Annotated in this window: 16 protein-coding genes, 1 tRNA gene and 4 pseudogenes; 4 read left to right on the top strand and 17 right to left on the bottom strand. The window is 67.0% G+C overall.

The window, feature by feature from the left end; translation table 11 throughout:
* Window positions 1-4 precede the first annotated feature (4 nt).
* The 12 genes and pseudogenes from ACUDAL_RS00460 to rplU form a co-directional block, all read right to left on the bottom strand.
* Window positions 5-439 (bottom strand): type IV pilin protein, encoded by a 435-nt coding sequence (locus tag ACUDAL_RS00460; protein WP_444676729.1) that lies wholly within the window; start codon window positions 437-439, stop codon window positions 5-7.
* A 167-nt stretch (window positions 440-606) separates the two neighbouring features.
* Window positions 607-1,584, bottom strand: a complete 978-nt coding sequence (ispH, locus tag ACUDAL_RS00455) for a 4-hydroxy-3-methylbut-2-enyl diphosphate reductase (protein ID WP_444676728.1) — start codon at window positions 1,582-1,584, stop codon at window positions 607-609.
* Between the two features lie 94 nt (window positions 1,585-1,678).
* Window positions 1,679-2,125, bottom strand: a complete 447-nt coding sequence (gene fkpB, locus ACUDAL_RS00450) for an FKBP-type peptidyl-prolyl cis-trans isomerase (RefSeq protein ID WP_444676727.1) — start codon at window positions 2,123-2,125, stop codon at window positions 1,679-1,681.
* 41 nt (window positions 2,126-2,166) lie between these two features.
* Entirely contained in the window at window positions 2,167-2,697 is a 531-nt protein-coding gene (gene lspA / locus ACUDAL_RS00445; RefSeq protein WP_444679259.1) for a signal peptidase II, read from the bottom strand.
* The gene (gene ileS / locus ACUDAL_RS00440; RefSeq protein ID WP_444676726.1) at window positions 2,690-5,524 is read right to left on the bottom strand and encodes an isoleucine--tRNA ligase; all 2,835 of its coding nucleotides are present in this window, start codon (window positions 5,522-5,524) and stop codon (window positions 2,690-2,692) included. The genes lspA and ileS overlap by 8 nt, the downstream gene beginning before the upstream one ends.
* Window positions 5,525-5,534: 10 nt before the next feature.
* Window positions 5,535-6,596 (bottom strand): bifunctional riboflavin kinase/FAD synthetase, encoded by a 1,062-nt coding sequence (gene ribF / locus ACUDAL_RS00435; protein WP_444676725.1) that lies wholly within the window; start codon window positions 6,594-6,596, stop codon window positions 5,535-5,537.
* Window positions 6,597-6,715: 119 nt separating this feature from the next.
* Window positions 6,716-8,239, bottom strand: a complete 1,524-nt coding sequence (gene murJ / locus ACUDAL_RS00430; protein WP_444679258.1) for a murein biosynthesis integral membrane protein MurJ — start codon at window positions 8,237-8,239, stop codon at window positions 6,716-6,718.
* Window positions 8,240-8,470: 231 nt separating this feature from the next.
* Window positions 8,471-8,737: a 30S ribosomal protein S20 gene (gene rpsT, locus ACUDAL_RS00425; RefSeq protein WP_444676724.1), complete on the bottom strand. Its 267-nt coding sequence runs from the start codon at window positions 8,735-8,737 to the stop codon at window positions 8,471-8,473.
* 197 nt (window positions 8,738-8,934) lie between these two features.
* A pseudogene (proB, locus tag ACUDAL_RS00420) lies at window positions 8,935-10,070 on the bottom strand (glutamate 5-kinase).
* A 51-nt stretch (window positions 10,071-10,121) separates the two neighbouring features.
* Window positions 10,122-11,312 (bottom strand): annotated as a pseudogene (gene cgtA, locus ACUDAL_RS00415) (Obg family GTPase CgtA).
* Window positions 11,313-11,396: 84 nt separating this feature from the next.
* Entirely contained in the window at window positions 11,397-11,654 is a 258-nt protein-coding gene (rpmA, locus tag ACUDAL_RS00410; protein ID WP_444676723.1) for a 50S ribosomal protein L27, read from the bottom strand.
* A gap of 32 nt (window positions 11,655-11,686) precedes the next feature.
* A complete protein-coding gene (gene rplU, locus ACUDAL_RS00405; RefSeq protein ID WP_444676722.1) occupies window positions 11,687-11,998 on the bottom strand; it encodes a 50S ribosomal protein L21 in 312 nt (103 codons plus the stop codon).
* 288 nt (window positions 11,999-12,286) lie between these two features.
* Between rplU and ispB the strand changes: the two are divergent.
* Both ispB and ACUDAL_RS00395 read left to right on the top strand, forming a co-directional pair.
* Window positions 12,287-13,292, top strand: a pseudogene (gene ispB / locus ACUDAL_RS00400) (octaprenyl diphosphate synthase).
* A 120-nt stretch (window positions 13,293-13,412) separates the two neighbouring features.
* A tRNA-Pro gene (locus ACUDAL_RS00395) sits at window positions 13,413-13,489 on the top strand.
* 10 nt (window positions 13,490-13,499) lie between these two features.
* On the opposite strand, the gene ACUDAL_RS00390 is transcribed toward ACUDAL_RS00395, so the two are convergent.
* The 4 genes from ACUDAL_RS00390 to ACUDAL_RS00375 all read right to left on the bottom strand — a co-directional run bounded on the left by ACUDAL_RS00390 (window position 13,500) and on the right by ACUDAL_RS00375 (window position 16,052).
* Complete coding sequence (locus ACUDAL_RS00390) at window positions 13,500-14,138, bottom strand: hypothetical protein (RefSeq protein WP_444676721.1); 639 nt, start codon at window positions 14,136-14,138, stop codon at window positions 13,500-13,502.
* 103 nt (window positions 14,139-14,241) lie between these two features.
* Entirely contained in the window at window positions 14,242-14,859 is a 618-nt protein-coding gene (locus ACUDAL_RS00385) for a phospholipase D-like domain-containing protein (protein WP_444679257.1), read from the bottom strand.
* A 202-nt stretch (window positions 14,860-15,061) separates the two neighbouring features.
* A complete protein-coding gene (locus ACUDAL_RS00380; protein ID WP_444676720.1) occupies window positions 15,062-15,829 on the bottom strand; it encodes a phospholipase D-like domain-containing protein in 768 nt (255 codons plus the stop codon).
* Window positions 15,810-16,052: a hypothetical protein gene (locus tag ACUDAL_RS00375; protein WP_444676719.1), complete on the bottom strand. Its 243-nt coding sequence runs from the start codon at window positions 16,050-16,052 to the stop codon at window positions 15,810-15,812. Before ACUDAL_RS00375 ends, ACUDAL_RS00380 begins: the two co-directional genes overlap by 20 nt.
* Before the next feature lie 132 nt (window positions 16,053-16,184).
* Here ACUDAL_RS00375 and ACUDAL_RS00370 point away from each other — a divergent pair, with 132 nt between their 5' ends.
* Both ACUDAL_RS00370 and rapA read left to right on the top strand, forming a co-directional pair.
* A complete protein-coding gene (locus tag ACUDAL_RS00370; RefSeq protein WP_444676718.1) occupies window positions 16,185-17,042 on the top strand; it encodes a redoxin family protein in 858 nt (285 codons plus the stop codon).
* A 68-nt stretch (window positions 17,043-17,110) separates the two neighbouring features.
* Window positions 17,111-20,052: pseudogene (rapA, locus tag ACUDAL_RS00365) on the top strand (RNA polymerase-associated protein RapA).
* Here rapA and ACUDAL_RS00360 read toward each other — a convergent pair.
* On the bottom strand, window positions 20,036-20,158 hold the full coding sequence (locus ACUDAL_RS00360) for a DUF1731 domain-containing protein (protein ID WP_444679256.1): 123 nt from the start codon (window positions 20,156-20,158) through the stop codon (window positions 20,036-20,038). The pseudogene rapA and the gene ACUDAL_RS00360 sit on opposite strands and share 17 nt — an antisense overlap.
* Window positions 20,159-20,307 lie beyond the last annotated feature (149 nt).

The following is a 20,307-nucleotide window of genomic DNA, read 5'->3' as shown; positions in this document are numbered from 1 at the left end:
GACATCACCAACAGCTTTCCGGTGCTCTATTACCAAGATGATTGTATGTCATAACACCACCATTACTGGTGCAGCCATCCCTACTATTTACCGAGCTTGACACAAGATAGCCTTGACCGCCTGCAGGGCTTGGAAAAGAAACCGTTATTGTGTACTCCTGATCTGGCGACATAATGCTCGAACCAACTAGTGAACAATCCGAATGGTTATATGTATGATATTGTGTGTAACAGCGCTCCATAATTCCCGCTGCTTCTAGCAGCCCTGCTTTGGCATCTGCCCTTAACGACCGCTCCACGTATCCTCGATAGCTCGGCACAGCGATCGAGGCCAGAATGGCGATCACAGCCACGGCAATCATCAGCTCGATCAGGGTGAAGCCGCGTTGCAGCCGGCAAAGGCACCGCGGGGATTTTTGAGCCAGGCGGGCTAGGGTCATCACTCGCCGCTCCTCCGCTTCCAGTTACACTTCGTTTCAGTATGTATCATGACGCCTTCATCTGCTAGAGACCTCATGAAAAAAGCCGGGGCAGGGCCCGGCTTGTCATTCTCGCACAGAAGGAGAAAACTCATACATTGGGTAGGAGGCGTGTCTCTGCCCTTTTCTCAGTTTGGCGAGTCGCTGGCGATCACCTGCTCGCGCAGCTCGCGGGGCATGGAGAAGGTGATGGTCTCCTCGCGGCCGGCCAGTTCCTCCGGCGCCTGGGCGCCAAGACCCTGCAGGCGTTCGATCACTCCCTTGACCAGCACTTCCGGAGCGCTCGCTCCGGCGGTGATGCCCACGCTGGAAACCCCTTCGAGCCACGCCGGATCGATTTCGTCGGCGTTGTCGATGAGATGGGCCGGGGTGCCGACCCGCTCGGCCAGCTCGCGCAGGCGGTTGGAGTTGGAGCTGTTGGGGCTGCCCACCACCAGCAGCAGGTCGCAGCCGGCGGCCAGCTCGCGCACGGCGTCCTGGCGGTTCTGGGTGGCGTAGCAGATGTCGTCCTTGCGCGGCCCCTGGATCTCGGGAAACTTGGCGCGCAGGGCGTCGATCACCCGAGCGGTGTCGTCCATCGAAAGCGTGGTCTGGGTGACGAAGGCGAGCTGGCTTGGGTCATTGACCTCAAGCCGCGCTACGTCATCCTCGTCCTCGACCAGATAGATGGCGCCGCCATGGGACGTGTCGTAGCGCCCCATGGTGCCTTCCACCTCGGGGTGGCCAGCGTGGCCGATCAGGATGCACTCCTGGCCGCGGCGGGCGTAGCGCAGCACCTCCATGTGCACCTTGGTCACCAGGGGGCAGGTGGCGTCGAACACCTTGAGCCCGCGCCGCTCGGCATCGTCCTGCACCGCTCGCGACACGCCGTGGGCGGAGAAGATCACGATGACGTCGTCGGGCACCTCGTCGAGCTCCTCGACGAAGATGGCGCCACGGCTGCGCAGGGTATCGACCACGAAGCGGTTGTGGACCACTTCATGACGCACGTAGATGGGCGGGCCGAAGACATCCAGCGCGCTATTGACGATCTCGATGGCGCGATCGACGCCGGCGCAGAAGCCGCGGGGATTGGCCAGCCGGATTCGCACGGGGTTAGCTTGCATGGTTACGTCGCCTTGATGCGTCGGGGCATCCGATAATGGAGTCAAGTCAGGGTTATCTCGAAGCCCTTACGGCAGTCGACCCTCGCGCTGGCGGTCAATGTGTCTGCGCGGGCTTCACGTCCAGCACCTCGACCTCGAAGGTCAGGGTACGCCCCGAGAGCGGGTGATTGAAGTCCACTTCCACATGCCGCTCGTCGACCGCAACGACCACGCCCGGCAGCTCACCGCCGGCAGGGTCGGCAAACGACATCATGGTGCCCACCTCCGGCTCGATCTCCTTGAAGTCGTCGCGGCTGAGCCGCTGTACGTTCTGCGGGTTGCGCTGGCCGAAGGCGTGCTCCGGCGTGATCTCGAAGCTACCGCTCTCGCCTTTCGCCAGGCCCTTCAGCGGACGCTCGAAGCCCGGCGGCAGGTTGCCGTCGCCCACCTGAAAGGTGGCCGGCTGCTTATCGCGGGTGGAGTCGACCACGGTGCCGTCCTCCAGCTTGAGGGTGAAGTGCAGCGTCACTTCCATGCCTTCGTCGATGCGGTATTCGCTCATGATGGTGCTCTCGTTGGTGGGCTCATGCACAGGCGCCGGGCTCAGCCGCGCCGGCGAGCCTGCTTGCGCCCTTCGAAGACAGATTCCCAGATCAGGCCGATGGCGCCCAGGGTGATGCCGATGTCCGCCACGTTGAAGGCCGGGTAGTACCAGCCGGCCACGTGGAAGGAGAGAAAATCGACCACGTAGCCGTGCACCAGGCGATCGTAGAGGTTGCCGAGGGCACCGCCGATGATCAGCGCCAGCGAGGCGCCGAGCAGCTTCTCGTCGGCCTTGAGCCGGCTCATCCAGATCGTCAGGCCCACCGTGGCGCCCACCGCGATGATGGCGAAGAACCAGCGCTGCCAGCCGGGATGGCCGGCCAGGAAGCTGAACGCCGCTCCGGTGTTGTGCAGCAGCGTGAGGTTGAAGAATGGCAGCACCTCCACCGGCTGGCCGTAGCTCAGCACGCTGGACATCAGTGCCTTGGTAGCCAGGTCCAGCACCACCACCGCGGCGGCCAGCCACAGCCAGCGCAGCGGCTTGCTCATCGGCGGCACCGAAGTGCCGCTGTCATCCTGCTTGTTACGCATAGTGGCGAGTCTCACCCGGCCCCTCCGGCAGGTTGATGATGCAGCGACCACAAAGGTCGGGGTGCTCGGCGTGGCTGCCCACGTCTTCGCGATGGTGCCAGCAGCGCTCGCACTTCTGGTGCGAGCTTGCCGAGACGGCCACCTTGAGGCCGTCGAGTTCGGTGGCCTCGGCGGCGCTACCCTCGGCCAGGGGCGCCAGACGCACTTCGCTGGTCAGCATCACGAAGCGCAGCTCCTCGCCCAGCTTGGCCAGGGTGGCGTGCAGGGCGTCGTCGACGAACAGGGTCACCTCGGCGGCCAGGCTGCCCTTGATCACCTTGGCGTTGCGGGCATCCTCCAGGCACTTGTTGACCGCCTGCTTGACCTCGAGCACCTGCTCCCAGAACCCGCGGCCCAGCTCGGCGTCGGGCGCCAGCGTGGAGAGGCCGTCGTAGTAGGTCTCGAGCAGCACGCTGTCGCCCTTGCTGCCGGGAATGTGCTCGTAGATCTCCTCGGCGGTGAAACTGAGGATCGGCGCCACCCAGCGCGACATCGCCTCGACCACGTGGTAAAGCGCGGTCTGGCAGCTGCGCCGAGCCAGGGAATCGGTCGGGGTGGTGTACTGGCGGTCCTTGATCACGTCGAGGTAGAAGCCGCCGAGCTCCCGCGAGCAGAAGGTGTGCACCTGCTGGTAGACATCGAGGAAGCGATACTCCTCGTAGGCCTTCTCGATGCGCGCCTGCAGCTGGGCGGCGCGGTCCACCACCCATTGGTCCAGCGCCAGCATATTGTCAAAGGCCACCACATCACGCTCTGGGTCGAAGCCATTCAGGTTGCTGAGCAGGAACCGCGCGGTGTTGCGGATGCGGCGGTAGACGTCGGCGGTGCGCTTGAGGATCTCGTCGGAGACCGCCATTTCGCCAGAATAGTCGGTGGAGGCGACCCATAGCCGCAGGATGTCGGCGCCGAGCTTGTCCATCACCTCCTGCGGCGCCACCACGTTGCCCATCGACTTGGACATCTTGCGGCCCTGGGCGTCTACGGTGAAGCCATGAGTCAGCAGGCCGCGGTACGGCGGGTGGCCGTCGATGGCGCAGCCGGTCAGCAGCGAGGAGTGGAACCAGCCGCGGTGCTGGTCGGAGCCCTCCAGGTAGAGGTCGGCGCGCGGGCCGCCCTCGTGGCCATGCGGGTGCGAGCCGCGCAGCACGTGGCGATGGGTGGTGCCGGAGTCGAACCACACGTCCAGCGTGTCGGTGACCTTCTCGTACTGGGCCGCCTCGTCGCCCAGCAGCTCGACCGGGTCGAGACGGAACCAGGCGTCGATGCCCTCGCGCTCGACGCGCTTGGCGGCCTCTTCCATCAGCTCGACGGTGCGCGGGTGCAGCTCGCCGCTGGCCTTGTGCAGGAAGAACGGGATCGGCACGCCCCAGTTGCGCTGGCGCGAGATGCACCAGTCGGGGCGGTTGGCGATCATGGCGTGCAGGCGCGCCTGGCCCCAGGCCGGGGTGAACTGGGTGGCCTGGATGCCCTCCAGCGCCCGCTCGCGCAGGGTGCGGCCGTCGTGCCCTTTCACGTCCATGCCCACGAACCACTGTGCCGTGGCGCGGTAGATCACCGGCGTCTTGTGGCGCCAGCAGTGCATGTAGCTGTGGGTGATGACCTTGTGCGCCAGCAGCGCGCCCACTTCCTCCAGCTTGGCGACGATCTGCGGGTTGGCCTTCCAGATCAGCTGGCCGCCGAAGAACGGCAGGTCGTCGGCGTAGACGCCGTCACCCTGCACCGGGCTCTTGATCTCCTCGAACGCCATGCCATGGGCGCGGCAGGTGACGAAGTCGTCGACGCCGTAGGCCGGGGCGGAGTGGACGATACCCGTGCTGCCCACCTCGGACTCGACGTAGTCGGCCAGATAGACCGGCGAGAGGCGATCGTAGAACGGGTGGCGGAACTCGATCAGGTCGAGTGCCTGGCCCTTGGCGGTGGCGATCACCTCACCCTGGAGTTCGTAGCGCTCCAGACAGCTCTCGACCAGCTCTTCGGCCAGCACCAGCAGGCGGCTGCCGGTATCGACCAGGGCATAAGTGAACTCGGGATGCACGTTGAGCGCCTGGTTGGCCGGCACGGTCCAGGGCGTGGTGGTCCAGATCACGATGGCGGCGGGCTTGGGCAGCGACGCCAGGCCGAAGGCGGCCGCCAGCTTGGCCTCGTCGGCGGCCGGGAAGGCCACGTCGATGGCGTCGGACTTCTTGTCCTGGTACTCCACCTCGGCCTCGGCCAGCGCCGAGCCGCAGTCGAAGCACCAGTTGACCGGCTTGAGCCCCTTGAACACGTAGCCGGCGGCGACCATGTCGGCCAGGGCGCGGATCTCGCCCGCCTCGTTGGCGTAGTCCATCGTGCGGTAGGGGTGGTCCCAATCGCCGATCACGCCCAGGCGCACGAAGTCGGCGAGCTGGGTCTGGATCTGCGAAGCGGCGTACTCGCGACACAGGGCCCGCGCCTGTTCGGGCTCGAGGTGCTTGCCGTGGGTGGTCTCCACCTTGTGCTCGATGGGCAGGCCGTGGCAGTCCCAGCCGGGCACGTAGGGGGCGTCGAAGCCGGCCAGGTTCTTCGACTTGACGATGATGTCCTTGAGGATCTTGTTGACGGCGTGACCGATGTGGATGCTGCCGTTGGCGTAGGGAGGGCCGTCGTGCAGCACGAAGGTCTCGCGGCCGCGGCGCTCTTCACGCAGGCGCTGGTAGAGCTTCATGTCCTGCCACTGCGACACCCGACCGGGCTCGCGCTGGGGCAGGTTGCCGCGCATGGGGAAGTCGGTTTCGGGCAGGTTCAGTGTGTGCTTGTAGTCGCTCATAGCCTGGGAGTCAGCCGTCGTCTTGGTCGGCGGAGCGTCCCGCCGAGGATTCGAAAGTCGCGGCCTCGCGCGCCAACGGCGCCGATGCCAAGGGAAGAGAGTCATCCGCCAGGTCTGGCTCCCTGGCGGCCTGGCACGGTGAGGCAAAGTAGCCCCGCGCGCGCGCCTGGTCGGCCTGGATCTGCTGCTTCAGCGCATTGAAATCATCGAACTTCACCTCGCCGCGCAGCCTGGCGCAGGGGAACACCGTAAGTCGCTGGCCGTAGAGGTCGCCGTCGAAGTCGAACAGGTGCACTTCGAGCACCGGTCGGTCGCTACCCACCGTGGGCCGCCAGCCGATGTTGGCCACCCCGGCCAGGCATCGCCCATCGGGCAATTCGGTCATCACCGCATAGACGCCGCGCAGCGCCAGCGGCAGGCGCGGTAGCGGCAGGTTGGCGGTGGGCACGCCGATGGTGCGCCCCAGCTTCTGGTCGGCGACCACGCGGCCACCGAGGCGATAGGGGCGGCCCAGCATCCGCGCCGCCTGGGCGAAATTGCCGCTGGCCAGCAGCGTGCGCACCCGGGTGCTGGAGACCCGCTCGTCGTCGAGCGCGAAGGTGCGCGTATGTTCGACGCTGTAGCCCTCGCGGCCACGCCGCTCGCCCTCTTCGGCCAGCAGGCCGAAATCACCGCTGCGGTCGCAGCCGAAGCGGAAGTCATCACCGACCACCAGGTGGCGCACGCCAAGTCCTTCGACCAGCACGCGGTCGATGAATTCCACCGCGGTAAGGCTGCGCAGGCGGTCGTTGAACGGCAGGCAGAGCACGTAGTCCACCCCGCTCTCACCGAGCAGGCGCACCTTCTCGCGCAGCCGGGTCAGCCGCGGCGGCGCCTGGTCGCCGGCGAAGAACTCGCGTGGCTGGGGCTCGAACACCACTACCGTGACCGGCAGGCGCAGCTTCGAGGCCTGCTCGCGGCACTGGTCGAGAATCGCCTGGTGGCCGCGGTGCACACCATCGAAATTGCCGATGGTGGCCACGCAGCCGCGATGCTCGTCGCGCAGATTGTGCAGTCCTCGAATGACTTCCATTAAATGGTCACTTGTCCTTCTGGTTGAAAAACGTGTAAAGGGGGTGATTATAGCGAACCCCGCCCCTTGGCAGCCGACTGCCTCTGATCTCGACGCCACGCCAGCAGGGCTGTTACATCCTAGCCTTTCATACGGAAATGCCGCGGCCTGACGCCCAAAGCCGCCAGCCAGGCAAAGTAGACCGCCGCTCCGGTCACCACCAGCAGCGCCAGCCACTGCACACGCGTCCAGACATCCCAGCCGAGCCACTGCTGCCATCCCGGCGCCAGCCAGGCGAGCCCCAGGCTCATCACCACGCAGCCGCCGACAAGCTGGACCGCATAGCGACCCCAGCCGGGCTGGAACACCAGCACACCCTGCTTGAAGAGCAGCCAGCCCAGCAGCCCGGCGTTGAGGAAGGCCGACAGCGCCGTGGCCAGGGCCAGGCCGGCGTGAGCCAGCGGCCAGATCAGAATCAGGTTGAACACCATGTTGGCCACCATGGCGATGATGCCGATCTTGACCGGAGTCTTGGTGTTCTGGCGGGCAAAGAAGCCCGGCGCCAGCACCTTGATCAGCATGAAGGCGATCAGGCCGAAGGCATAGGCGCGCAGGCTCATCGCCGCCATGGCGATGTCGTGCTCGGTCATGGCGCCGTAGTGGAACAGCGAGATCAACAGCGGCTCGGCAAGGATCGCCAGTGCCAGTGCCGCCGGCAGCCCCAGCAACAATACGGCACGCACCGCCCAGTCGAGCATGGCGGCAAAGTGCTCGCCCGACTGCTCGGCGTGTCGCTTGGAGAGCGCCGGCAGGATCACCGTGCCGATGGCGATGCCGAACACGCCGAGCGGCAGTTCGACGAGGCGATCGGAGTAGTAGAGCCAGGAGACGCTGCCGGGTGCGAGCAGCGAGGCCAGCACGGTGTCGAGCAGCAGGTTGATCTGCGACACCGAGACACCGAACAGCGCCGGCGCCATCAGCACCAGAATGCGCTTTACGCCGCCGTGGGCAAAGTTGGGCCAAGGCCGCGGCATCAGACCCAGCCGCACCAGGAACGGTACCTGGAAGGCAAGCTGGGCAGCCCCGGCAATGAGCACGCCCCAGGCCAGCGCCATTGCCGGCTCGCTCATCAGGGGCGTGAGCAGCAGCGCCGCCCCGATCAAGGAGAGATTGAGCAGGACCGGGGTGAAGGCCGGCACGGCGAAGCGGTTCCAGGTATTGAGTACGCTGCCGGCAAAGGCGGTGAGCGAGACCAGCAGCAAGTAGGGAAATGTCAGCCGCAGCATGTCGGCGGTCAGCGCCAGCTTGGCCGGGTCGCGACCGAACCCCGGGGCGAAGACCCACACCAGCCAGGGTGCGGCGAGCATGGCCAGCGCGGTGATCAGCGCCAGTACCGCCGTGAGGCTGCCGGCCACGGCATCGAGCAGCTCGCGCACCTCGCGCTTGCTGCCGCGGGTGGCGTATTCGGAAAGAACCGGCACGAAGGCCTGGTTGAAGGCGCCCTCGGCGAACAGGCGGCGCATGAAGTTGGGGATCTTGAACGCCACGAAGAAGGCATCGGCTCCGCTGCCGGCACCGAACAGGGTCGCCACCACCACGTCGCGCACCAGTCCCATGACCCGCGAAAGCATGGTCATGGCACTGACCACCAGGCCGGAACGCATCAGCCCACCGGCCTTGGGCGCCACGGCACGGTCGTCATCGGCCACTCGGGGAGTGGTCGACTCGGCGCTTTCAGGCAGCTTCTCGGGTTCCGTCACCGTCTCACTTCCTCGGCCTTCCTCTTCTACGTGGCTCATCCAGGCACAAAAAACCGGCCGCAGCCGGTTTTTCGCGAGCGTCGTGGAACGTGTGGCCCATGGCCCTGGCGTTCGTGACGTCTCCAGGCGTCCGGCTTACGCAGCCAGCGCCTTAATTCGCTTGTTCAGGCGGCTCTTCATGCGCGCAGCCTTCTTCTTGGAGAGCACGTCCTTGTCGGCGATACGGTCGATGACCGGCTGCGCCTTCTGGAACTCGCTCACAGCGGTGGCGTGATCGCCGCCGTTGATGGCCTTGAGGACGCGCTTCACGTAGGTACGCACCATGGCGCGCTGGCTCGCCTTCAGAACACGGCGACCTTCCGCCTGACGGGCACGCTTGCGGGCTTGCTTGCTGTTTGCCACTGACTATCTCCTGGAAAACTTTAACGCCGCCCGGTCTGGGGCGGCATCGATAACGATTTGTCCGGCCTGGAAATTTCTCGCTCCTGCCGGTCTAGCCTTTTCGACAACGCCAGGGTTGTCGACGGGCCGTGTCTGAGAGGATGGCGCATCCTACCACAGATGCGCGCCATCATGCTACAGGCCGCGAACGGCCTGGCTCATAGCACGACCAGGTTGTCGCGATGAATCAGTTCCGGCGCTTCCATGTAGCCGAGGATTGCCTCGATCTGGTGGCTGGGCTGGCCGAGCAGCCGCCGTGCTTCGTCGGCACCGTAGTTCACCAGCCCCTTGGCAATTCGCTGGCCCTGCTCATCGATACACAGCACCATGTCGCCGCGCACGAAATCCCCGAGAGCGCCTTGACTCCCACCGCCAGCAGGCTCGAGCCGCTGCCGCGCAGTACCTTGACCGCCCCGGCGTCCAGCGTGAGGCTGCCGCGCACCTGAAGCTGGCCGGCCAGCCAACGCTTGCGCGCCGCCATGGGTGCCTCTTCCGGGCACAGCAGCGTGCCCAGAGACTCCCCTTCGGCCAACCGGGTCAACACTTCAGGCTGGCGACCGCTGGCAATTGCCGTGACGGCGCCGGAGCGCGCCGCCAGCCGCGCCGCCTGAACCTTGGTGGTCATGCCGCCGCGCCCCAGCGCACCACCACCCCCGGCCATGGCTGCCAGCGCCGGGTCATCGGCGCGGCCTTCGCTGATCAGCCTGGCCTCGGGATTATGCCGCGGGTCGGCGTCAAACAGCCCTTCCTGGTCGGTGAGGATCACCAGCGCCTCGGCCTCGAGCAGGTTGGCTACCAGTGCGCCCAGGGTGTCGTTGTCCCCGAAGCGGATCTCGTCGGTGACCACGGTGTCGTTCTCGTTGATCACCGGCACCACGCGCAGGTCGACCAGGGTGCGCAGCGCCGAGCGCGCATTGAGGTAGCGCTTGCGGTTGGAGAGGTCATCATGGGTCAGCAGCACCTGGGCGGTGATCAACCCGTGACGGGCGAAGTGGTGCTCGTAGCACTGGGTCAGGCCGTTCTGGCCCACCGCGGCGGCGGCCTGCAGCTCGTGCACCGCCGAAGGGCGCACCTGCCAGCCCAGCCGCACCATGCCGGCTGCCACGGCGCCTGACGACACCAGCACCACCTCGACACCCTGGCGATGCAGCGCGGCGATCTGGTCCACCCAACCGCCGATGGCCGCCACGTCGAGCCCGCGTCCATCGTTGGTCAGCAGCGCACTGCCGATCTTCACCACCACCCGGCGAGCGCCACGCAGCGCATCGCGACCCGGAACCCGCTCGTTGCTCACCTATTCACTCTCCAACAAGGCTGAACCTCAAACCCAGAGAAACTGAGCGCCTTACTCTACATATTCGACCTCGACGTCATAGTCATCATCGTCGAAATCATCATCGTCATCCTGATCGCGGTGCTTGCGCTTGCGCCCCAGCCGCGCCTCGGTGCGCGCTACGGCCTCGGCTTCCATGCGCTCACGCATCTCGCGCTCGCGCTCGGCGGCTTCCTCGTCCTCGTGCTCCAGCCGGCGCTGCTCGGTGAGCCAGCGATGTGCTGCCTGCACCAGGGCATCGGTGCCCTCGCCGCTGATCGCCGAGATACGGTACACCGGCCCCTCCCAGGCCAGCCCTTCGACAATGGCGGCCACCCGCGCCTCGCGCTCCTCTTCAGGCACCAGGTCGAGCTTGTTGATCACCAGCCAACGCGGCCGCTCGGCCAGGGTCGGCGAGAATTGCTCGAGCTCATGGGCAATGGCCTGGGCCGCCTCGACCGGGTCGGACTCGTCGAAGGGGGCCACGTCGACCACATGAAACAGCAGGCGGGTGCGGGTCAGGTGCTTGAGGAAACGCAGCCCCAGCCCGGCACCGTCGGAGGCCCCTCGATCAGCCCCGGCACATCGGCCATCACGAAGTGCTCGTGCATGCCCAGCTTCACCACGCCGAGGTTGGGCACCAGGGTGGTGAAGGGGTAATCGGCCACCTTGGGCTTGGCCGCAGACACCGAGCGAATCAGGGTCGACTTGCCGGCGTTGGGCATGCCCAGCAGGCCGACATCGGCCATTACCTTCATCTCCAGGCGCAGGTTGCGCCGGCTCGCCGTCGGTACCCGGCGTGGTCTTGCGCGGCGCCCGGTTGGTCGAGGACTTGAAGTGAATGTTGCCAAGCCCGCGGCGCCCACCCTGGGCCACCAGCACCTGCTGGCCGATCTCGGTGATGTCGGCGATGACTTCGAGGGTGTCCTCGTCGATCACCGTGGTGCCTACCGGCACCTTGACCACCAGATCGTCGCCGGCGCGGCCGCTCATCTGCCGCCCCTGGCCGGGGCGGCCGCTCTCGGCCTGGTAGAAGCGTTGGTACTTGAAGTCGATCAAGGTGTTGAGCGAATCGTCGCCCACCAGGTAAACGCTGCCGCCATGCCCGCCGTCGCCGCCGTCGGGACCACCCTTGGGCACGTACTTCTCGCGGCGGAAGCTGAGGCAACCGTTACCGCCCCTGCCGGCCTCCACGATGATCGAGGCTTCGTCGACGAACTGCATGTGTGACTCTCCCGACGGTCTCTGCCGTCATGATACAAGAAGGCCCCGCCTGGGCGGGGCCTTCCATTACCGGTTCGTGCTGTCTCAGGCAGAGACGACGCTGACGAACTTGCGGTTCTTCGGACCCTTGGTCTCGAACTTGATCACACCGTCGCTCAGGGCGAACAGGGTGTGGTCGCGGCCGACGCCGACGCCGGTGCCGGCGTGGAAGCGGGTGCCGCGCTGACGCACGATGATGTTGCCGGCGGTGACGACCTGGCCACCGAACAGCTTGACACCAAGGCGTTTGGATTCGGAATCGCGGCCGTTACGGGTAGAACCGGCTGCCTTCTTATGAGCCATTGCAAAGCCCTCGCTCGTTAAGGGGAAGCCGCTTAGGCGGAAATCCCGGTGATCTTGACTTCAGTAAACCACTGACGGTGGCCCTGACGCTTCATGTGATGCTTGCGACGACGGAACTTGATAATGCGGATCTTCTCGCCACGGCCGTGGGAAACGATCTCGGCAGCCACCTTGGCACCGTCGACCAGCGGGGCGCCAACAGTCACGTTGTCGCCATCGGCAACCAGCAGCACTTCGTCGAACTCGACGGTTTCGCCGGTGGGGATTTCCAGCTTCTCGAGCTTGAGAGTCTGGCCTTCCTCAACGCGGTACTGCTTGCCACCGCTCTTGATAACAGCGTACATGTATCTCTCTCCAGAACTCATCGGGGTTGGCTCTTCATCGGCCTGCTTCGAGTGGCGCCCCTTTTGGCAGCCATCTGGCAGGGAGCATGATGAGTGGGTCGCGCATTATAACGGCGACAAGCAAGCCATTCAAGCGCCTCCTGAGTTCGACGACATCCCATGCCGCCCGGCACTCCGGCGCGCCGCTGCACAGCTTGACGCCTACATGGGGGCGCCATAGCATGAGCCGCAGCCCAAGGCCACTGCCACGCCCGGCATGCCGGCCCAACAGCCCGATGATACTGCCCCATGCCAGCCAACGCCTCTAGCCACCCGACTGACAGCAACGCCTCCGCCTCGTCACTGCATGCGGCGGTCGTCGACGATTTTGCGGCAGTCAATCGCACCATCATGACGCAGCTGGCCTCGCGGGTTCCGCTGGTGGAGACCATCGGCCAGTACATCATTGCCAGCGGCGGCAAGCGCCTGCGCCCGTTGCTGGTGCTGCTGTCGGCCCGCGCACTGGGTTATCAGGGTGAGAAGCACATCTCGCTGGCCACGCTGATCGAGTTCATGCACACCTCGACGCTGCTGCACGATGACGTGGTCGACGAGTCTCACATGCGCCGCGGGCGGGCCACCGCCAACGATGCCTGGGGCAACGCTCCTCGGTGCTGGTGGGCGACTACCTCTACTCCCGTTCGTTCCAGATGATGGTGGAGATCGGCTCGCTCAAGATCATGGACGTGCTCTCCAGCGCCACCTGCGTGATCGCCGAAGGTGAAGTGCAGCAGCTGACCAATGTGGGTAATCCCGACATCGACGAGGCGGTCTACTTCGAGACCATCCAGGGCAAGACCGCCATGCTGTTCGAGGCCGCCACCCACAGCGGCGCGATACTGGCCGGGGCCGACCCGCAGCAGGAAGCAGCGCTGCAATACTATGGCCGCTACCTGGGCCTGGCCTTCCAGCTGGTCGACGACCTGCTCGACTACCAGGGCGACGCCAAGGCAATGGGCAAGAACGTGGGCGACGACCTCGCCGAAGGCAAGCCCACCCTGCCGCTGATCCAGGCCATGGCTGCGGGCACCCCGACCAGACCCGGACGATCCGTCAGGCCATCCGCAAGGGCGGGCTGGAGCATCTGGATGAAGTCCTTGCCATCGTGCGCGATACCGGCGCGCTGGACTACACCCGTGCACGGGCCGAGGAGATGTCGGCCAAGGCCTTGGAGCAACTCGATCTGCTGCCGCCCAGCCGCTTCCGCGACAGCATGGCCGAGCTGGCCCGACTGGCGGTGGAGCGCAAGAACTGAAGTTAAAGCGGCAGGGCTTGCATGACGTAGGCTTTTGCGTATAATGCCCATCCGTTGGCCAGAGGCCGACATCGAGCCGCTGAACAGGCAGCGTTGCGTCAGGGTTCGACAAGCAAGACACGGAGTATAGCTCAGCTTGGTAGAGCGCTGCCTTCGGGAGGCAGAGGTCGTAGGTTCGAATCCTGCTACTCCGACCAAAGAATACAGTCAAAACCGCCACTTACGGATCATACCGGGTGGCGGTTTTGCATTGCGCCCTCCTGGGCCAGGCCAGGCGACAATCCTAGCGCAAATGACAGCCCCGCATAGCATGCTGCTAGCTGTGCGGTCGCCTCGGCACGGCCGATGCCTCACAGAATGCCTCGAGGCGCGGCGCCTCACGCCCCCTTCCCGCAGACCGAGCCAGGCGCTCGCCGAGCCACACGGTGCTTGCCCCCATACCAGGTGGGCGGTAATCATCAAGCGGCGGCGCTGGGCCGGGTGTCGATTCGGCGGCGCCAGGATATGCAGCGCCGGAATCCAGCCGAAGTAGCTGGCCGCCCACACGAGCACGCCGTAGCCGCTGCCGTAGACCAGCGGGTGCTCCACCTTTTCGCACACGACCGGGTACAGCGCCCCGGTAATGGCGCCATAGCCAAAGTGACTGAGCAGGCTCAGCTCGCCTTGCCGCTTGTCATCTAAGGCGTCGTCCAGCCCGGCCTTGTGCAGCATATCCTCGGTGATTTCGCGTGGCGGCAGCGGGTAGCGCTCTTCGCGGGGTAGGCGCCGATAGAGCGCCTCCATCGCCAGCGTCATGGGAACGGTGGCCAGCAGCCCACCGATGGCTCCTGCCAGGTAGCGGTTCATGGCGTCCTCCTTGATGCCCAGGGTTGACACCCTTCACCATAGACGAGCCCCCGGACGAGACTCCAACCCGGGCGCGCCATGTCGAGGCTGGCGCTCCCTTGCGCTACAGCAGAGGCTCTAGCGGCAGCCACCGACTCAACCCGGCCCCCACATGGCGCCAGAAGCCGCCGGGCTCCTGGGTCAGCCGCACCGGGCCCTGGTCCCGCAAGGTTTCCCAGTAGAGTCGGCCTGTCTCGTCGCGTCCGACCCGATAGCTCAGGGTGGGTGTCTTGCCGACTTCGGCCAGGCCATGCAGCTGCGCGGCCAGCCCCGGACTTTCGACCAGTACCCCCACTTCGGTATTCCACCACACGGAGCGCGGGTCGGCGTTGGCGGAACCGACGAAGACCCGCTCCTCATCAAGGCCGAGCGCCTTGATGTGCAGGGCCGAGGCCGACATCCCCACCGCAAGGCTCGCCTCATCATCGGGCTCGAACTCGGCACGCAGCTCATAGAGCGCGACCCCGCTGGCCAGCAGCGCAGGACGATAGCGCTGGTAGGCGCCGTGGACCAGCGGCACATCGGTCGCTTCCAGCGAGTTGGTGAACACCTCCACTTCGACCCCCGACTCGGCGAGCGCTCGCAGCCACTGGCTGCCTTGGCGGCCGGGCACGAAATAGGCGGAGATCAGCGTCAGCCGCCGGGTCGGCTCGCCCGCCTGAGCCAGCAGCTGGCCCGCCATGGTATGCGCCAGCGCCGGCCGGCCCCGCCAGGCCGGCTTGCCGGGCGGGTCCCACAGCGCCACGCCCTCGCCCCAGTGCAACCGCCCCACCAGCGGCCCCTGCGTCGCATCGGCATAGCGCTGCCTGAGATCCGCGAAATAGGGCGAGTCGGCCTCGCTGTCGAACCACTCGGCCAGCGCAGCCTGCAGCGTCTGCCAGGCGTCATCGGTAACGGCGTGGTAGCGCCCGATCGGCTGTGCCAGGCCGTGGTTCCAGTAGAGGTGAAAGCTCTGCGACAGGGGCGACCACCGGGCCGAGGGCCAGCAGGTCGAGATCGGTGAAGTTGCGCGGCTCGCCGGCGCTGTAGTACTCGTCGCCCAGGTTGCGCCCGCCGACGATGGCGAGCGCCCCATCGGCCACCCACAGCTTGTTGTGCATGCGGCGATGCTGGCGGGCGGCCTGCGGCGCCGAGGCCAGCACCCGGCCGGTCAGGGTGCCCCGTGCCAACCCCAACGCATTGTAGACGCGCACCTGGATGTTGGGATGACTGTCGAGCGCCGCCAGCTGCGAACCCTGGCCCACCGCGCCGATGTCGTCGATCAGTAGGCGCACCTCGACGCCGCGCTCGGCGGCAGCCAGCAGGCGAAGCAGCAGCACGCGGGTAGTCAGGCCATCGCCCATCAGGTAGGTCTGGATATCGAGGCGGCGGTCAGCCTGCTCGGCGAGCAGCACCCGCAGGCGAAAGGCGTCCTGGCCGCGGGAGAGCAGGGTGAAGCCGCTCTTGCCGGGATACGGCGACGCGGTGACCGCCGCCCACTGGCCAAGCCAGGTGGCCTCGATCTCAGCCGGGGTCAGCGGTGCACCATGAGGACGCGCCGCAGGGTGGCCGGCACAACCGGCCAGCAGCAGGCTAGTCAGCAGCCAGACAGCCTGCCAAGTGATTTTCCTTGCCCGGTGGCGGCGGCAGGACTCAGGGGTGGTCATCGTCATCCGACAGGCGGCGATCCATCGCCTTGCGCGCCTGGTTGCGCCGATACAGCCGGGCCAGCGCGATCCCCAGGGCAAACGCGATCATCACGGCCAGCGTGACGCCCTGCCAGGGCCGGGCGGCCTCGCCGCCCATCAGGGTTTCCAGCGTGATGATCAGGATGAAGCCCAGCGCCTGGCTGGCGATGGCCAGGGCGCGCAGGGTGTCGAAGGAGGTGTTGACCATGGAGGGCTCCCGCCGGATGACAGTGCTGCCAGTGCGCAGTAGGCTTGGTCTGCCTGATGCACTGCGATGAGCAAGTGTGTGATTCTACCCGGTCTTGCCGCTTGCGCCGACCCTGTTCTTGGAGCCGAACCGATGGACGCCTTCGCCCTGGGCCCCGTACTGATCTCCCTGCCGCGCCTCTACACCATCGGCTGCGCCCTGCTGCTGCTGCTGGCGGCCTGGCTGCTGCTGGGGCTCTCTCCCACGGAGCGCGCCCGCTGGTTCAACGGCCTGGTGCTGGCCTGGGTGCTCGGCGCCCGCCTCGGCCACGTGGCCATGCATCTCGACGCCTACGCCGCCGCGCCGCTGGATGTGCTCAAGCTATGGCAGCCCGGCTACCACGGCCTGTGGGGGCTGCTGGCGGCGCTGATCTGGACCGCCTGGTCGCTGCGCGCCCGGCTGCTGAGCATGATCGGCGCCATGGGGCTCACTATCGGCGCCTCGGCGCTGTGGCTGGTGCTGGTCACGCTCTCGCCGCTGGGCGGCATGCCGCTGCAGGCGCTGCCCGACCTCACCCTGGAGAATCTCGACGGCGAGCCGGTCAACCTGCAGGCGCTGCGCGGCGAACGCGTGGTGGTCAACCTGTGGGCCACCTGGTGCCCACCCTGCCTGCGCGAGATGCCGTTGCTGGCCGAAGCCGACACCCGCGAAGGCGTCACCGTGGTGGTGGTCAATCAGGGGAGACGCTGCTGCAGGTGGCTCGCTACCTGGACGAGCAGGGCCTGGTGTTTCGCTACCCCTGCTCGATCCGAGCCAGTCGCTGCTGATGACGCTGGAGGCGCCCGGGCTGCCCACCACGGTGCTGTTCGACGCCTCGGGCCAGGCCGTCGAGCGCCACGTGGGAGAACTCTCACGCGCCCAGCTCGACGGCTGGCTGCGCCGCCACTGACCTCGCGCTTCATTTGCCCGCCCTGCGCCGCCGCGCTTAAGCCGCGGCGGGCTTTGCGTTAGAATCGCCCGCCCTGCTGCCGGCGCCTGAACGGCGCCGGCACACCGTGTTCCGTTTCGACCGAGGCATCATGAGCGACTTTTCACCCGGCCAGCGCTGGATCAGCGACGGCGAGGCCGACCTGGGCCTGGGCACCATCCTCAGCTGCGACAATCGCAGCGTCACCGTCCTGTTCGCCGCCAGCCAGGAAACCCGCACCTACAGCAGCCGCCAGGCGCCGCTGACCCGTGTGGCGTTCGGCAGCGGCGACCGCATCCAGTCCGCCGAGGGCTGGAGCCTGACCGTCGACGACAGCAAGGAGGTCGGCGGGCTGATCGTCTACATCGGCGAGGACGACCAGGGCGAGCTGCGCGAACTGCCCGAGGCCAAGCTGGCCGACAGCATGCAGTTCGACCAGGCCCGGATCGCCTGATGACCGGCCAGGTGGACCGCAACGACTGGTTCGACCTGCGTTTTCGCACCCTGCATCACTACCACCGGATCGAGCAGAATCCCACGCTGGGACTCGCCGGGCCGCGCATCGACCTGATTCCGCATCAGCTCTACATCGCCGACGAAGTGGCCCGCCGCCACGCCCCGCGCGTGCTGCTGGCCGACGAGGTGGGGCTCGGCAAGACCATCGAAGCGGGGCTGATCCTGCATCGCCTGCTGCTCACCGGCCGCGCCGAGCGGGCGCTGATCCTGGTACCGGCCAGCCTGACCCACCAGTGGCTGGTCGAGCTACTACGCCGCTTCGCTCTCAACGTGACGCTGCTTGACGAACAGCAGAGCCTGGCCCAGGCCGAGAGCAACCCGTTCGAGTCGGGCCAGCTGATCCTGGCCAGCCAGGACTGGCTGTTCGCCAACCCGCGCCGGCAGGAGCAGGCTCAGGCCTGCGTCTGGGACCTGCTGATCGTCGACGAAGCCCACCACCTCGACTGGCACGAGGAGCAGGTGGGGCCCGGCTACGCCTGCGTCGAGCGCCTGGCCGGCGCCGTACCGGGGGTGCTGCTGCTGACCGCCACGCCGGAGCAGATGGGCCTGGAGAGCCACTTCGCCCGGCTGCGCCTGCTCGACCCCGACCGCTACCACAACCTGGCAGCCTTCCGCGAGGAGGAGCAGCACTACATCGAGGTGGCCGCCGCCATCGACGCGCTGGAGCGGCTGCCCGGCGGCGGCGCTGCCGACCGTGATACCGTCGGTGCCGTCATCCGCGAGCCCGACAGCCTCGCCCTGCTCGCCACCCTGGCCAACCCCGAGAGCAGTGAAGCGCAGCGCGCCAGCGCACGCGATCAGCTGCGCGACCAGCTGCTGGACCGCCACGGCACCGGCCGGGTGATGTTCCGCAACAGCCGTCGCCACGTGGGCGGCTTCCCCGAACGCCGCCTGCACCAGGCCACGCTGCCGCTGCCCTCGGCCTATCGCCGGGTACTGCGCAAGCTCGAACGCGACGAGGACTACCTCGACGAACTGCTGATCGAGACCGGCCTCGATCACCCCGACGTGCTGATCTACCCCGACGCGACCTACAGCGCTCTGTCCGACGACCCACTCAATACCGAGCCCTGGTGGCAGTTCGACCCGCGCGTGAGCTGGCTGCTCGAGCGCCTCGCCGACGACGGCGAGGACGGCTTCGCCAACGACAAGGTGCTGGTGATCGCACATGGACGCGAGACCGCCCAGGGGCTGGCCGAGGCGCTGCGCGTGCTGGGCGGGTTCCACGCGCCGGTGTTCCACGAAGGGCTCACCCTGGTGGAACGCGACCGCGCCGCTGCCGCCTTCGCCGACGAGGAAGAGGGCTGCCAGGTCCTGGTGTGCTCGGAAATCGGCTCGGAGGGGCGCAACTTCCAGTTCTGCCGCCACCTGGTGATGTTCGACCTGCCGCAGCATCCCGACCAGCTCGAGCAGCGCATCGGCCGCCTCGATCGCATCGGCCAGCGGCATGCCATCGAGATCCATGTACCGATGTTCGAAGCCAGTCCCGGCGAGCGCCTGCTGCGCTGGTTCCGCGACGGTATGGCCGCCTTCCAGGCGCCCCACGGCATCGGCAACGAACTGTTCGCTGCCTTCGGCGACGCCGTGGCCGAGGCCCTGCTCGACGAGGAGAGCCTCGACGAGATCATCGGCGAGACGCGCGCGCTATTCGAAAACCGCCTGGCCGCCCGCGACGCCGGGCGCAACCGGCTGCTGGAGCTCAACGCCTGCCGCCCGGCGCAAGCCGAGGCCGTGGCCAGGGCGATCCGCGAGCTCGACCATGACCCTGCCCTGCCGCGCTACCTGGAGCAGGCACTGGATATCTTCGGCGTCGACAGCCAGGAGCTCGGCGGCGGCCTGCTGCACCTGCAGCCCAGCCCGCAGATGCTCGACGGCCTGCCCGGCCTGGCCAAGGGCGAGGAGGGCTTCACCGCCACCCTGTCGCGGGCGCGGGCGCTGGCCCGCGACGACGTGCAGCGACTCTCCTGGGAGCACCCGCTGCTGCGCGAGATGATGGGGCGCATCCTCGACGGCACCATGGGCAATACCGCGCTGGCGCTGCTCAAGCATCCGGCCATAGCGCCCGGGCGGCTGATGGCAGAGCTGGTGTTCCGCACCCACTGCCCGGCGCCCCGGCGGCTGCACGTCAATCGCTTCCTGCCGCCCACGGCGGTACGCGTGCTGCTCGACGAGTCCGGCGCCGTGCTTACCGACAAGGTTTCCTTCACCGGACTGTCGAAGAATCTGCAGAAGGTCAAGAAGGCCATGGCGCGCGACCTGATCCGCAGCCGCCATGACCAGCTGCGCGAGCTGCTCGGCCAGGGCGAACAGGAAGCCGAGCGCGAACTGCCGAGCATCGTCGAGGCTGCTCAGGTGCGCATGCGCCGCAGCCTCGATGCGGAGCTGGCCCGGCTGGAGGCGCTGGCGCGCCTCAACCCGGCGGTACGGGAGGAAGAACTCGAGGCCCTGCGCCGCGAACGCCGCGAGCTCGACGCCGCCATCGAAGGTACCCGGCTACGGCTGGATTCGGTGCGCGTCATCGTCACCGTGGGCGACTGAAGATATCCGCCAGCGCCAGCTCGAGGGTGGGGAAGCGAAACTCGAACCCCGCCTCGAGCAGGCGCGCCGGGCGCATGTCGGCACCCGTCAGCAGCAGCCTGGCCATCTCGCCGAACGCCGTCTCCAGCACGAAGGCCGGTACCGGCAGGCAGGCGGGCCGCTTGAGCTGGCTGGCCAGGGTACGAGTGAACTCGGCGTTGGTCACCGGGTGCGGCGCGCTGGCATTGAACGGGCCGTCGAGGTCGCCGCGCTCGA

Source organism: Halomonas sp. E19 (assembly GCF_052439355.1).
In the GTDB taxonomy this organism is placed as follows: domain Bacteria; phylum Pseudomonadota; class Gammaproteobacteria; order Pseudomonadales; family Halomonadaceae; genus Halomonas.
The sequence above is the reverse complement of the archived record's forward strand: the minus strand, read 5'-3'. Positions and strand labels throughout refer to the sequence as shown.

What these genes read in the sequence shown, in the direction of transcription:
- ACUDAL_RS00460 (WP_444676729.1), bottom strand. Translation starts at nt 439, where the DNA reads ATGACCCTAGCCCGCCTGGCTCAAAAATCCCCGCGGTGCCTTTGCCGG.
- ispH (WP_444676728.1), bottom strand. Translation starts at nt 1,584, where the DNA reads ATGCAAGCTAACCCCGTGCGAATCCGGCTGGCCAATCCCCGCGGCTTC.
- fkpB (WP_444676727.1), bottom strand. Translation starts at nt 2,125, where the DNA reads ATGAGCGAATACCGCATCGACGAAGGCATGGAAGTGACGCTGCACTTC.
- lspA (WP_444679259.1), bottom strand. Translation starts at nt 2,697, where the DNA reads ATGCGTAACAAGCAGGATGACAGCGGCACTTCGGTGCCGCCGATGAGC.
- ileS (WP_444676726.1), bottom strand. Translation starts at nt 5,524, where the DNA reads ATGAGCGACTACAAGCACACACTGAACCTGCCCGAAACCGACTTCCCC.
- ribF (WP_444676725.1), bottom strand. Translation starts at nt 6,596, where the DNA reads ATGGAAGTCATTCGAGGACTGCACAATCTGCGCGACGAGCATCGCGGC.
- murJ (WP_444679258.1), bottom strand. Translation starts at nt 8,239, where the DNA reads ATGCGTTCCGGCCTGGTGGTCAGTGCCATGACCATGCTTTCGCGGGTC.
- rpmA (WP_444676723.1), bottom strand. Translation starts at nt 11,654, where the DNA reads ATGGCTCATAAGAAGGCAGCCGGTTCTACCCGTAACGGCCGCGATTCC.
- rplU (WP_444676722.1), bottom strand. Translation starts at nt 11,998, where the DNA reads ATGTACGCTGTTATCAAGAGCGGTGGCAAGCAGTACCGCGTTGAGGAA.
- ACUDAL_RS00390 (WP_444676721.1), bottom strand. Translation starts at nt 14,138, where the DNA reads ATGAACCGCTACCTGGCAGGAGCCATCGGTGGGCTGCTGGCCACCGTT.
- ACUDAL_RS00385 (WP_444679257.1), bottom strand. Translation starts at nt 14,859, where the DNA reads ATGGCGGGCCAGCTGCTGGCTCAGGCGGGCGAGCCGACCCGGCGGCTG.
- ACUDAL_RS00380 (WP_444676720.1), bottom strand. Translation starts at nt 15,829, where the DNA reads ATGACGATGACCACCCCTGAGTCCTGCCGCCGCCACCGGGCAAGGAAA.
- ACUDAL_RS00375 (WP_444676719.1), bottom strand. Translation starts at nt 16,052, where the DNA reads ATGGTCAACACCTCCTTCGACACCCTGCGCGCCCTGGCCATCGCCAGC.
- ACUDAL_RS00370 (WP_444676718.1), top strand. Translation starts at nt 16,185, where the DNA reads ATGGACGCCTTCGCCCTGGGCCCCGTACTGATCTCCCTGCCGCGCCTC.
- ACUDAL_RS00360 (WP_444679256.1), bottom strand. Translation starts at nt 20,158, where the DNA reads ATGGCCAGGCTGCTGCTGACGGGTGCCGACATGCGCCCGGCGCGCCTG.